10 protein-coding genes are annotated in these 13,218 nt (G+C 41.4%); 6 read left to right on the forward strand and 4 right to left on the reverse strand.

Going from position 1 to position 13,218, the window contains the following annotated elements; genetic code table 11:
* The first annotated feature begins 451 nt into the window (after positions 1 to 451).
* From ACXAD4_RS20585 to ACXAD4_RS20595, 3 genes are all read left to right on the forward strand, one after another.
* A complete protein-coding gene (locus ACXAD4_RS20585; protein ID WP_475243791.1) occupies positions 452 to 1,900 on the forward strand; it encodes a sulfatase in 1,449 nt (482 codons plus the stop codon).
* Between the two features lie 200 nt (positions 1,901 to 2,100).
* On the forward strand, positions 2,101 to 2,598 hold the full coding sequence (locus tag ACXAD4_RS20590; RefSeq protein WP_475243793.1) for a PadR family transcriptional regulator: 498 nt from the start codon (positions 2,101 to 2,103) through the stop codon (positions 2,596 to 2,598).
* Entirely contained in the window at positions 2,595 to 2,825 is a 231-nt protein-coding gene (locus ACXAD4_RS20595; protein WP_475243794.1) for a hypothetical protein, read from the forward strand. Before ACXAD4_RS20590 ends, ACXAD4_RS20595 begins: the two co-directional genes overlap by 4 nt.
* A gap of 481 nt (positions 2,826 to 3,306) precedes the next feature.
* Here the strand turns inward: ACXAD4_RS20595 and ACXAD4_RS20600 are convergent, their stop codons facing one another.
* The 4 genes from ACXAD4_RS20600 to ACXAD4_RS20615 all read right to left on the reverse strand — a co-directional run bounded on the left by ACXAD4_RS20600 (position 3,307) and on the right by ACXAD4_RS20615 (position 9,101).
* The gene (locus ACXAD4_RS20600) at positions 3,307 to 4,959 is read right to left on the reverse strand and encodes a sulfatase family protein (RefSeq protein ID WP_475245603.1); all 1,653 of its coding nucleotides are present in this window, start codon (positions 4,957 to 4,959) and stop codon (positions 3,307 to 3,309) included.
* Between the two features lie 183 nt (positions 4,960 to 5,142).
* Positions 5,143 to 6,486 (reverse strand): putative glycoside hydrolase, encoded by a 1,344-nt coding sequence (locus tag ACXAD4_RS20605; RefSeq protein ID WP_475243795.1) that lies wholly within the window; start codon positions 6,484 to 6,486, stop codon positions 5,143 to 5,145.
* Between the two features lie 146 nt (positions 6,487 to 6,632).
* Positions 6,633 to 7,931, reverse strand: coding sequence for a hypothetical protein (locus ACXAD4_RS20610; RefSeq protein WP_475243796.1), 1,299 nt, complete (start codon positions 7,929 to 7,931; stop codon positions 6,633 to 6,635).
* 141 nt (positions 7,932 to 8,072) lie between these two features.
* Positions 8,073 to 9,101 (reverse strand): hypothetical protein, encoded by a 1,029-nt coding sequence (locus ACXAD4_RS20615; RefSeq protein ID WP_475243797.1) that lies wholly within the window; start codon positions 9,099 to 9,101, stop codon positions 8,073 to 8,075.
* A gap of 530 nt (positions 9,102 to 9,631) precedes the next feature.
* Here ACXAD4_RS20615 and ACXAD4_RS20620 point away from each other — a divergent pair.
* The 3 genes from ACXAD4_RS20620 to ACXAD4_RS20630 all read left to right on the forward strand — a co-directional run bounded on the left by ACXAD4_RS20620 (position 9,632) and on the right by ACXAD4_RS20630 (position 13,060).
* Complete coding sequence (locus ACXAD4_RS20620; protein ID WP_475243799.1) at positions 9,632 to 9,973, forward strand: hypothetical protein; 342 nt, start codon at positions 9,632 to 9,634, stop codon at positions 9,971 to 9,973.
* A gap of 32 nt (positions 9,974 to 10,005) precedes the next feature.
* Entirely contained in the window at positions 10,006 to 11,547 is a 1,542-nt protein-coding gene (locus tag ACXAD4_RS20625; protein WP_475243800.1) for a putative glycoside hydrolase, read from the forward strand.
* 76 nt (positions 11,548 to 11,623) lie between these two features.
* The gene (locus ACXAD4_RS20630; protein ID WP_475243801.1) at positions 11,624 to 13,060 is read left to right on the forward strand and encodes a sulfatase-like hydrolase/transferase; all 1,437 of its coding nucleotides are present in this window, start codon (positions 11,624 to 11,626) and stop codon (positions 13,058 to 13,060) included.
* Positions 13,061 to 13,218: the final 158 nt, after the last annotated feature.

The following is a 13,218-nucleotide window of genomic DNA, read 5'->3' on the forward strand; positions in this document are numbered from 1 at the left end:
TAAGTGAAAGGATCTCAAGGTAAAACAACAGATTAAACGGAAATAGCACATACGCTTACAAAGTCGAAAGTTACCAGAATCGCCTTACGTATCATCAGACAACAGTATATCAACTTAGCAATAAAACACTCGCAATGCATCAGGTTTTGATGCTCCATCAATCAAAAATCTTGCACGCCATACTGTCCTAGGCGTCAGACAGCTGATATGTGGCATCTAGCACGTATGTTTTGAAAAAGATCACAAATTGAAACGTTTCAATTGATAGGGGTAAAATTGTGCTGTACAGTTCATAGCAAATTACACCTTATAGACTTAAATCTTTGAAACTAAGTCTTGGCAGCTTTAATTTCATTGAAAAACAATTGAAATACGCCATAAAAACAGTAGAAACGTTACGCTACATACGCGACGTTCATGAGGTTAACGGCACATACACAAGGATAGGAAGATGATGTCATCCAAACTCATTAAACGGAAATTCTCCCCCATTTGGCCAGTTGCAGCATCGCTTGCCATGATGTCCCTGCCTTGTGTCGCAACGAACCAGACTGAAAATACTGCAGCGAAGAAACCCAATGTCCTTCTTATCTTTGCTGACGACTTGGGGTATGCAGATACCGGATTCCAAAACCAAAGCAAAGATGTCAAAACACCGAACCTCGACAGATTAGCCGAAGATGGCGTTATCTTCGAAGCAGGTTATGTTACCGCTCCGGTATGCGGCCCTTCGCGGGCAGGAATGCTAACAGGACGCTATCAGCAACGCTTCGGTGCACATGATAATGTCGGCCCATATATTTTAGAAAAAGGCATTGAGCAGGGAGTCCCTGCCAATATTCCAACCATTGGCCATTATTTCCAAGATGCTGGCTACAAGACAGCCATAATTGGGAAATGGCATGACGGTGATGCCAAGCAATTCTGGCCGCACAACCGTGGTTTCGAAGAGTTTTTTGGCTTCAATAATGGGGCAGCCGATTACTTTGTCGGGGCCCGCAATGAAGAGAACAGCAAGAATGCGCCTTTTTCTTCAATCTATCATAATGATCAACTAGTTCCTCCCTTTGATCAGTACCTTACCGATAAGTTTGGTGATGAAGCTGTCAACTTTATTGAAACCAATAAGGATCAACCTTTCTTCCTGTACGTACCATTCAATGCTATTCATGGCCCACAACAAGCATTAGATGAAGACTTACAACGCTTTAGCCATATCGAGAACCCAAAACGAAGACTTGCCGTAGCAATGAACTACAACATGGATCATAACGTCGGCCGGATCATCGCTAAGCTGGAAGAGCACCAATTAATGGAAGAGACACTGATCATTTTCCTCTCTGACAATGGTGGCAAATTCCTCGGCAAGCATGGCAACGAGTCCTACAACCATCCGCTTAGAAGTGAAAAAGGACAAGTTTGGGATGGTGGGATCAGAATCCCGTTCAGCGTGACTTGGAAAGGCACCATTCCCGCAGGCCGCACCATCAGCGATCCTATTATCTCTTTAGATATTCTGCCTACCGCCTTGGCTGCCGCTGGAGTACAAACCTCAAAGGAGATGCAGCTTGACGGTGTGAATTTATTGCCAGTGCTAACAGGTGAAACAGAGCACCTCGATAACCGTTTCCTCTACTGGCATATGCCTAATCAAGCGGCTATTCGCGATGAGAACTGGAAGTTGGTCATGCCCAACCTTGCAGATAAAAATGCACCCTATGAATTGTTCCATATCAGCGATGATATCAGTGAAAGTAAAAACGTCGCGGATACCAACCCAGAGCAAGTTGCTAGGCTAAAAGCTCAATTTGACGCTTGGAGCAGCGACAATATGCCGCAGTTATGGGGGTGGGATAAAAACCGATTGAAATATACCAATGGCTGGCGAGGAAGATACTGAGCCAGTTGGACTATGTTCGCAGTATCCCCTTCGGAGGCTGCGAACTGTTCTTCATTAAGAAATCAATGATCTTACAGTGTTCTGCTTATACAGCAAAGTAATACCCAAAATCTGAGTACATATATTAAGTTACGGCTAGACATACCAACCACATAATCATAATTACAAATCGAACCAACCAACAATTTAGAAGAGATATCATGATAGGCAATCTTGAAGTCGTCGTTTTAGCCAATTTATTGGAAAATGCATCTACTGGCTATGAACTGACAAAGAAAATAAATAAATCACCTTGGAAAACATCACATCAACAAATATATAGAACTTTGTTGAAACTCAAAAACAAAGGTTTTCTCACTTGTGAAGAAGTGAATCAAACAAATAAGCCTGACAAGAAAATATACTCCATTACCCACGAAGGCGAACTTGTTGTGAGTAGTCAAAATCTTCAAGAAGCTAAAGTGAAAATTAAACAAGATGAAGCTAACTCAAGACTCGTCTTGGGTGATCCGCAATATTTCATCAACATGCATAATGAAATATCGAAAAAAGTATCTGAATTAACGATGGCCAGAATTGATGCTGATCCTTTAACTCAACTCGCTATCGACCGTAAGATAAACCTACTGCATGCTGATTCAGAATGGTGTAAATATGTGGTAAGAACATTATCAAACAAGATCAAGGTTGCGGCATGAATTACATTGCTATATTCCTCAATGAGAATGGAAAAGCAGTCTCCGATAACATAGGTCAATGTATCAATATACAACTTGGTGAGTTTGATGATATTCACCAAGCGACAAATAGTGCCCGTGATCTTTTTGGTGGCTTTGAAGTACAAGAAGGGCTTATTTGGAGTAAATCACGATGCGGCGGGGTATTGATTACACCAGAAACACTGACAAATATCACCTATTACTAGGTCGTTAAACCAACTAAAGTAATTGTAAATAGTCGAATATACCCAAATATATTAATTTATACTTGGGTATATTTTCATATGGGAAACTAAAATATTGAATAATGGAACATAATTTTTAATTAAGATTTTCATGATAGAAATAACTTTTAGAGATACAGAGAAACTAACACTAACCAAATAAAAGTGGATGATAAAGCAAGTGTATCGCCAATACGGGTATGCTTGGTAAGGTACCAATGGATTATTATATTTATCATAGCGTCCATAAATAATATTAATAAAATAGCATGGATGTCTATTCACTATTGAAAAGTAAATATCTCCGCTTCAATATATATAGTATGATACTCTATTATTATTTGATGTGATCTTGATTCCATTTTACTTTGAGTAATATAAAAAACGCCCATACTTAATATAACAAATAATATTTTTAAATAATTATTAATTCAAGTATGGGCTATTGGATAACGCTATTATCTTACTTATTCTTATTCGAGAATATCTCTTCTAACGTTGGTTTTGGTTCGTGAATAAGTTGCATATCAACCCATTCCTCTTGCGGTGGAACGTCATATTGCTTTTCAAGCTTGTTCAGCTCAGCCTTCAAGCGGGTGACTTCATTTTGATAATCAGGGTTATCAATCAAATTCACCATTTCTGATTTGTCGGATTCCAGATCGTAAAACTCCCATTCATCATCTGGATAGTAGAAATGAATCAGTTTATATCGATGATCTCGTACACCGTAGTGGCGAGCTACATTGTGGAAGCCTGGGTTTTCATAATAGTGGTAGTACAAACTATCACGCCATGTTTCACGGCCTTGGCCAGTAAGCAATCCCTTCATAGAGACACCATCAAAGGCTTCATCGGTTTTCACGCCGGCGAAGTCTAGCAAGGTAGGCGCATAATCGATATTCTGAACAAGTTCATCTATCACCGTGCCAGGCTTTATCTTAGCTGGGTATTGTACCAGTAGTGGTGTTGAGAAAGACTCCTCATACATAAAGCGCTTATCGAAAAAGCCATGCTCGCCAAGAAAGAACCCCTGATCCGATGTATAAACAACAATGGTGTTATACGCAAGATCGTGCTCTTCAAGGTAGTCGAGTACTTCACCGACACTTTCATCGACAGCTTTTACAGTGGCTAAGTAATCCTGAAGATAGCGTTGATACTTCCAGACCGCCATCTCTTTATCTGACCACTCCGACTCATGGCGATTCATGTAGTCATTGCGCTCTTGATACGCCGCGTCCCATGCTTCGCGTTGCTCTTTGGTCAGTCGAGCCAACAGGTGTGGCCAAATATCTTTTCGCCATTGGCCGCTGCCTACTTCACGGGTCATTTTTAAATCGTGCCCTTCTTGAGCATCACGATATATATTCATTTCCTGCTTACTTGCCGCTAAACGACCTTGGTAATTATCAAAGTAATTTTCAGGCACAGGAAACTCAGTATTCTCATACAAGCGGGTATAACGCAATGGAGGCATCCAGTTTCGGTGCGGGGCTTTGTGATGCATCATCAATGCGAATGGCTTACTTGTATCCCGCTCGTTATCCAACCACTCCAACGTTTTGTCAGTGATCAAGTCCGTGGTATAACCCATCTCCTGCTTCACCCCGTTTTCGGTGATGAAATCAGGGTTATAGTACTCACCTTGATCATTCAAAATATCCCAATGATCAAACTCTAACCCTTCCGGAATGCGATTAATGTGCCACTTACCAATAACAGCTGTGTTATAACCGGCCTCATGTAAAGCTCTCGGCCAAGTAAACTGATTACCATCAAAGCTCTGGCCATTGTAGTTAAAGCCGTTTTTATGGCCAAACTTGCCTGTCAGCATTGTTCCTCGGCTTGGCCCACACAGCGAATTAGTCACATAAGAGCTAGTAAAAATCGCGCCATGCTGCGCGATGCGGTCGATATTAGGCGTCGGAGCCAATTGGGCAATCTCATGACCATAAGCGCTGAGCGCCTGCACAGCGTGATCATCGGTCATAATAAACAGCACATTCGGCCTTTGCTGGCCATCGGTATTTTCCTCTATGGGCATAGATTCAGTAGCGTGGACACTACCGACTGATGCAAGAGCCCCCATAACAATTAGAGGTATTGCTTTCATTTTCACAGTGAGTTTCCTTTATGTTTTTCCTTAAAATAAAAAAGCCGGTACTACTGCTCTTCCCCTAGCGAAAGTAGTACCGGCAAAAAACATTTTTTAATTTGTCGAAGAATCTGACTGTTATTTATAAAAAATCAGATAACAACAGTCAGAATCATTGCTACAAGCTTTACGGTAAGTAATTTATTGAGGGTTCATCACGAACTTCACATCACTGACACTGAATTTTAGGCCTTTTGGTGTATAAGATTTATCATCAACTTTTTCAGGAAAGAAGACCACTTTCTTAACGTGTTTCAATACGTTGATATCAATCTCACCATCTGCCGTACTAAACATATCAGCTAACGAAACTGACATTTTCTGTTTTTTACCTTCACAGTTATCTACCTTACAATATATTGTATATAGCTTTGATGCTGGGTAGCGGTAATCTGGTGAAGGACTCTCAGGTTCATTCTTGGTTGGTGTATCAATTTTCATAATAATATGATCATTAGGATGAGGCATCTCACTATATGACTCAATCCAGATATTAAATTCTAATGTACCATGCTCTAGGTACTGGCTAACATCTTTAAGCTTCGTGTCTTCTTTATTCAAAATAAAGCTCAAGTACGTCTGCTTCCCTGGAGCCGCGGTAGATTCAACCCCCGCCCAACCAATATCTGGATTTTCACTGTCTTCAGGATAGGTTTTGGCGCCATTTGAAGTCTGGTGGTAAGTCCATCCAGACTCAACAAATTCACCTTGATCGTTTTTCTGACGAGCATACACGACAGACTCAGCCGTGGTTAGCACTTCACTCTTCGATGAGTTATCACACTCGATCACTAGGTTAATGCCAGGCTTATCACCACCAGCCTCTGCCTGAACACGAACATTGCTAATATCGAAATTAGCATTAGCACTCATATCCATTGAGAAAGATTGTGTCACTTTGCTGAAATCAACACCCTGATCAGCAAAGCATTGCAAAGGAATTCGGACACTCTGAGTGCTATTAACCTCATCACTATTTTTTACGCCCAAGTAAGCATTGAGCGAGCTAGTAATATCAACTTTGCCTTCTGAGCCGTCATCAGACTTTAAAGTAACAGTAGCTGGCGTTACTTTACCCGTTGGGAAGTCTTTCATATGTACATCGAAGATCAGTAGGCCAGTCTTATCAGCATTTGCCTCTGAGTAATCAACTGGAGAACTTGCGATAAATTGAATACCCGCCTTAGCATCCTGAGTCACAGCAACATTAAGTGCTGCTTTGGATTGGTAATCACCCGTTACTTGGATATTACTTAAAGCTGAACTTTCTTGACCATCAACATCGACAACACTGCCATCTTTATCGACGGCTTGCATGATGAAAGAACCATCAGAACCTTCACCGTATATCTGAGTAACCTCACCACCAGGGACAGGGCCGGGACCATCTTTTCCATCGTTGTAATTAAAGCCATCTTCCAAGCAGCCGGACAATGCCATTACTACAGATGTCAGTACTGCTGCTCTTTTAAAATTAGTTTTCATAAGCATCTCATAAACTAGTTTAATTTATATTCAATACAGTTTGACAGTACGTCCATTTAGATAACATGGGTGATATTTTCCTATCTACGTTGAGGAGAGTATTAATATAGGTATCACCCAGTCATTTGGTGCACGCCAATCACAATTTAACTTTTATTTTCCTTGTCAAAGTAATTGTTGTAAGTGTTAAAGAACTCCATACCTAAGTTCTCTGGCATTGCTGCTAAACCAAATAAGAAAGTTGAAAAGTCTACGCCTTCAACCCATCCAGCCTTCCATTCAGGTTGGTCATAACTGTAGCGCCATAGGATTTCATGGCCATCAGGCAGTACATAACGAGCATTCACCGACTTATCACGATAAGTTGAAATTAGATCGCTGCGAGCACTCTCTGAGTAAGGCATGAAACCAGCCATAATATGTGGAGAGACAACTAGGTTTTTATTGAACTGACGATCGGCATCAAAATGAAAACGGTCAACACAATACCCATCAGGACAAGCACCCGCACCAGTTCCCCATTCATAACTCTCTAGCCCATCAACTTTCAAATCATTCCACCATGCATGGTCAACACTCGCCGCATTGGCCGTCGCGGCCTGGTAAGCCGGTGAATTAGAATATTCATGGATCAGGTAGTTATTGAACAAGAAATTAAATTGTGACGTAAAATATTTCTTGCTTTCCGAAAGAATAGGAATGCCATTATACTCAGCAACAGGTAAGTTATCTGGTGTTGCATACCACTTGTTCCAGAAAGCAACAGGGGCTGAATCTTCACCATAACCAAAGTCCAGAGCTTGGTGTTTGGCAAACGCCGCTACCAACATGTACTCATTGTAGGTTTTGGTTGCATATTCCTTGAAGGTGCCGTCATTGTTCTGAGCGAGGAAGATTAGGCCTTCCTCGACATTAGCAATATAGGCGGTTAAATCCGTTTTACGATACAACTCATCAGCTAATTGGGCGATTTCTTCATTATCACTGAAGTAGTTCTTAGCAAACAATGCACCACTTAGCATGATTGCACTATCAATAGGACTCCAATCATCGCCGACAGCATCACCTGTTTGGGTGTTGTAAAAGTGAATGAAAGTATTCGAACGATTTTGAGGAACACGGATGTGTGGATCTTTACCTGCTAGCATCCTTAATGTTTGCAACGCTAATTTCTCAGCCTCCGGCTCCCAACCATTTTTATGACCAATAGTGAGAGCAATCAACCCCATCCCTGAATTGGCAATAGAACCGACATAACTGCGGTCACCGTTAAGGAAAAGCTTATCCTCATAGGAACCATTGTCATTTCTCGCCTGCTGCCAATAGGCATAGCCACCACGGTACAAATCTTGAATGATGTCATCATCACTTTTCTGATTTTCTACCGCTATTGCTTGAGGGGCTAGAAACGCAGCCAATAACATTGGTAACAGTTTTTGTTTCATTTTCATTCCTTTACAAGCTCTATCTTAAATGAATAAGACAAAACTCTAATCAAATCGCCTCTGTTACCTACTTCACAGAGGAAACATATCATTCTTCAATAAACAATAAGTTGAAGTCTTTAATTAATAGCTAAATTAAAATTAGAAAGATAAATTGAATCCCAGTTTTGCATTCAACCCATTCTTATCTTTTTCTTTATCGATACCACCTTCATGAAGCTTAACCATGGAGTAACCAACATTAGCAATGAGTTTCATATTTTTGTTGATTGGGTAGTTATTGTTCAGGTTAATCTTAACTGTTTCGGAGCCGCTTAATTTCAAGCCACCTTCGTTGTAGTTATAAGGCGTGCTAATTTCAGTCACGATTCCTTTCCAATGCTTGATACGCATTGATGGTTTGACCGCAAAGGCTCGACGACGAAACTCAGGGTCAGAATTGTCAACATAGCCATTACGGGTAAACTCTAGGCCAAAGTTCACTCGAGAACCGTAGCGGTAAATGTAATTGGCTTTAATTTCAAAAGTTTCGAACTTTTTATTCGTAATATTTTCGTTATCGGTTTCTTTATCAACAAAACTATAAGTGTAAACAGTATTTAAACCATGTTTACCCTTAGTAAACTGCAGGCCCGGACGAAGCTTGATTTCTGTATTAGTTTGACCTGCATCAGGGTCAGATTGATGCACATAGACAGGCTCAGCAAAAAAACTGAACCAAGGGTTTACCCACTGCTCATAACGAGGAGCGATAGTGAAGTTTGTTTTTTTATAACTGGTTTCTTGCTCAATACCAGATTTGTTCTGGATCTGGCTGAGTACATAACGTATCCGCCAATTCTCATGAAGTCGCGTCGAGCCATCCGCTACAACGTACTTAATGTTTTCCGTCTTAGCAAAATAATCCGAAACCGTTTCGTTATACTCCATGCCCGTAAAGAAAGAGGTTCGCTTGGGCATTTTGTATGAAGAATATTCAGGCGCTTTTCGGATAATATCAACATCATCCTCCATGATAAGAAACTTGCCGTCATCCGCTGCGTTGGCATATCCGGTAAAAGCCAGAGAACCAAGTAATATAGGTATTATTTTATTCATAATCATTCCGTCTATAGTGCGTATCTGTTCCGTATTAAAAAACGCATTATCATCAAAACTTGATTCTCTCATTTAGTCTTACCCAGGCTTTATTATATTTATTGCATAACAAACTAAATTCTTATCGCAATAATGTTTCATCCTCAAAGTTCCAAATGAAACCACCGCATCAAGTTTTGTAAGAAACACAAAAAGGATAAACGTTTCGACTCCTCCGTACAACTACCTATTACAGTGTGTAAATTAATGTAAATCACCATAAAGCCATGTAAATACTGGCTTTGCGAGCAAAATCCCCCTCACAACCAAGTTTCAGTTATATGAAGCCAATCACAATAATTTCCTTAAGTTGTACGGTTCGCTATACAAAAACTTTGAATTCCCGCCTAAAACAATGCTAATTCCCTATGTTCACTGGACTCGCGGCTCCTCCCTATCTCACCAGCACATAACCTGATTTGGGTCACACCATGTAATAAAATGTGTTCATTAGTCACAGTTTTGAGCTTTGCCATGTTGTATCCCCCTATTATCTGGAGTATGTTTCACTCAACAAAACATAGAAACGTTTCAATTACTCCGGAAAATAAAAGGATTTCAGTGTGAAAAGATTTCTTCTTTCAATTATTACCATCTTTAGCATTATTTCTGCTTCCTCTAGCTTTGCGGCCGAGTTAAATGAAAAGGATATAAAACGGATTGAGAATGAAGTGAGTTCTATGACAGATTTCATGGACTTAAGCCCAGCAGAGGCAAAGACAATCACTGAGTTAAAAAAAGAGCTCACACTAAGTAACCGTGAAGCGGTTGCCAAACACGGTCGTGGCACCAGCGAATTCAAACAAGCTCGCAAAACAGCAATGAAAAGTTATCAAGGTGAGCTTTTCCAAATTATTACCAAGCAAGAACTAAAAGAGTGGCGCCAAGCAAAAGCTGGCAAATAAAACGCCCATACCAATTTAACAGGAGGTAGAAAATGGAAATTAAAAAGAAGCACTTGGCGCTAATCATTGCAGCAATTATTGGTCTGTCTGGCTGTGTTGAAGACGCAAAAGATTCTGATAGTAGCGGTAATAGCGGCGAAGTTACACCACCAGACGGCGGCGGTGATAACGGCGGCGATAACGGCGGCGATAACGGCGGCGATAACGGCGGTGATAACGGCGGTGACGGAGATGACTTGAAGCTACCTCGTGAAGTCACTCTGTATTATCAAGACCCAGATAAAGAAGATACCAGCCCTTACGTAATGTATGTTTATGACAAGGATGGCAATCCGCTAGCTATCAGTGGCGACAACGACATTAATCACGGTAACATTAGTTTAAAAGGCGAATCCTCTGTTAAAGACCCGCTAACTGTGACGGTTGCCGACGATAAAGCATCCATTGTTTTTTCTTCTGACGACAAAGCCTATGACCTGAATACAGCCAACGGTAACGATAATCAAAACGGCACATTACAATTTAGAGTAATTACAAACAGCTTTGATGTACTGAATGCTCAAGATGAAAAAAATACTGTCACCCTTAGCATGGCTTCAGGTGAAAATAAAGCCACCATTGATGTAACAAGTGCGGTTTCTGCCTCTATCGGGGCTGATCAATCACAGTTAATTCGTGTTCCTTTACGCTGTTTCGAAGACGCAGGATTAGAGATTGGTAAAGTCGACATGGCAATGACTCTTGAGTCATCAGGCCCTATTGAATACGAGTTCAGTAACGCACGTATTATTGCTAATTCTGTCACTGACCAACCAGCTTCAAACAATGTCCAGGGGTGCCTCAACAACAATAACAGCAATATCATTGTCGGTGAGAGCTCTTTAATTACTGAAAGTATCAAAACTACTGATGGCTGGGTTGAGCAAGGTCTAGCAACAGAAATCCTTCGTACTCGTGGTCAAACTATAAACCCGACACCTAATGGCAATGCGGAAGGTGCAACCCGTTTTGTTGGTATTGGTTATGATAGCGAAGCAGCGACAGGGGCTTTTGATCCAACAAAACGTAGTGTCCTGACCTTCTCAATTGACAAAGCAGCAAATCTTAAAGACATGTCAAAGGAGCGTCTGGACATCAGCCGATACATGGGTGGTACTTTGCAGATACAATTTATCATGCCTTCGGCCAGTATTGATTTACCACCAGGTGACGACACTTTCCTAGTTCTACAGTTTGATACTCCTGATAGCAAAACAACTGATGTTGCAACTGGGGGCTACCCTCAATCAGAGCTTGTATCTTATAACCTAACGCAAGTTAATTATGAAAAAGGGAAAATCCTTGATATTGAAATTCCAATCAAGGACTTCTTCACTAAAGCTGATACAGGTGCAGTGAGTCTAAATAGCATTCAATACGTACAGAAGCTGGTAACACATATCCAGCAAACAGACAGCGAAGGTAATGCTGATTATTCGCAGCTTGATAAATTCCGGTATGGCCTTGCCGATATCAAACTTGTGATGCCAACCGATGAATCAGAAGCACCTGAACCTGAAGTTCCAGCAGAGTAATACTCAATAGTCATTCGTTCTCAAAGCCAACTCATCATTTGGGTTGGCTTTTTCAAATGTGAGTTAAAGGAATATTATGACTCTTCCATCGCTAAAAAAATGCGCCCTCGCAAGCGCACTCAGCACAGCGCTGTGCCTAAGCCAACCCGCTTTAGCCGACTCGAAACCCATGCCTATGGTTGATGGCCATCGCGCACCTAATGTCGTTCTACTGTTTGCTGATGACCTTGGGTATGCAGACACTGGCTTCCAAAACAGCAGCAAAGATGTGGTTACACCTAATTTGGATAAACTGGCAAAAGCCGGTGCCATTCTTACTACCGGCTATGTTACCGCACCGGTATGCGGCCCTTCTCGCGCCGGTATGCTCTCGGGACGATACCAAGAGAGTTTCGGCTACCACGACAATACCGCGCCTTATGTTCGTGAAGAAGGTATCGTGCAAGGCTTACCGCTTGATATCCCGACTATTGGTAATCGCTTCCAGGACATAGGCTATACCACGGCAATGATTGGTAAGTACCATGATGGCGACCCTAAAGAATACTGGCCACATAACCGCGGGTTTGACGAATTCTTTGGATTCAACAATGGTGCCGCCAATTACTTCGTCGGTCCTATCAATGATAAAAACGCCGAAGAAAAACCAAACTCATCTATCTACCATAATGATCAATTAGTGCCGCCTTTTGATGACTACCTCACTGATCGCTTTGGTAACGAGGCTGTCAGTTTTATCGAAAGCCATAAAAACGAGCCGTTTTTCCTTTATGTTCCGTTCAACGCTATTCACGGCCCGCTACAGGCTCTAGATGATGATATCGAGCGTTTCAAACATATTAAAGATCCTAAGCGTCGTTTGTCGGTAGCGATGAACTACAACATGGATAAGAACGTCGGTAATATCATCAACAAACTCAAAGAGCATGAGTTGATGGAAGATACTATTATTATCTTCTTGTCTGACAATGGCGGTAAACCAAAAGGCAATGCCTCATATAACCATCCATTGCGTGGTCAGAAAAACGAACTATGGGATGGCGGCATCCGCGTACCTTTCACCGTCACATGGGAAGGGAAAATTCCAGCCGGGCAAAGCATTGATGATCCTGTGATCTCACTCGATATCCTACCTACTGTACTCAAAGCAGCTGGTGCTGATACTTCTGACTGGGATCTCGACGGTGTTGATATCATGCCACGCCTAACAGGCCAATCAGAGAAGCTAGATAATCGCTTCCTATATTGGGATAGAGTGATCAAAGCGGCGATTCGTGATGATGAGTGGAAGCTTGTTATGCCAAATATCACACCTCGAAAAACAGAGATCCAGCTATTTAAGATCAGCGAAGATATCAGTGAGTCCAACAACCTTGCTGACAAGCACCCTGAGCAAGTCGAACGTTTGATGAAAGAGTTCAAACAGTGGCAGGCTAAAAATGAACCGGCCAAATGGGGATGGAACAAGAAGAAGTTCCCGCATAAAACGGTCTTCCGTGGTAAACAGTATTAATTAAAGTGACTTAATCAAGCCAGAGTTAATAAGCTCTGGCTTTTTTCTATCGAAAACAGATCTTAGATATCTCTTGTTAATTTAACAAAGGAGAACACTATGTGTGAGATGTGTGGTTCGCAATTATTACGTCAAAAAAGAAACTGGTGGCAAAAAGT

It is taken from the genome of Photobacterium sp. AWH4_225, from assembly GCF_056158405.1.

Bases quoted from the DNA above. Each gene is read 5' to 3' on its own strand.
- ACXAD4_RS20615 (WP_475243797.1), bottom strand. From the start codon at position 9,101: ATGAGAGAATCAAGTTTTGATGATAATGCGTTTTTTAATACGGAACAG.
- ACXAD4_RS20610 (WP_475243796.1), bottom strand. From the start codon at position 7,931: ATGAAACAAAAACTGTTACCAATGTTATTGGCTGCGTTTCTAGCCCCT.
- ACXAD4_RS20600 (WP_475245603.1), bottom strand. From the start codon at position 4,959: ATGAAAGCAATACCTCTAATTGTTATGGGGGCTCTTGCATCAGTCGGT.
- ACXAD4_RS20630 (WP_475243801.1), top strand. From the start codon at position 11,624: ATGACTCTTCCATCGCTAAAAAAATGCGCCCTCGCAAGCGCACTCAGC.
- ACXAD4_RS20590 (WP_475243793.1), top strand. From the start codon at position 2,101: ATGATAGGCAATCTTGAAGTCGTCGTTTTAGCCAATTTATTGGAAAAT.
- ACXAD4_RS20595 (WP_475243794.1), top strand. From the start codon at position 2,595: ATGAATTACATTGCTATATTCCTCAATGAGAATGGAAAAGCAGTCTCC.
- ACXAD4_RS20625 (WP_475243800.1), top strand. From the start codon at position 10,006: ATGGAAATTAAAAAGAAGCACTTGGCGCTAATCATTGCAGCAATTATT.
- ACXAD4_RS20585 (WP_475243791.1), top strand. From the start codon at position 452: ATGATGTCATCCAAACTCATTAAACGGAAATTCTCCCCCATTTGGCCA.
- ACXAD4_RS20605 (WP_475243795.1), bottom strand. From the start codon at position 6,486: ATGAAAACTAATTTTAAAAGAGCAGCAGTACTGACATCTGTAGTAATG.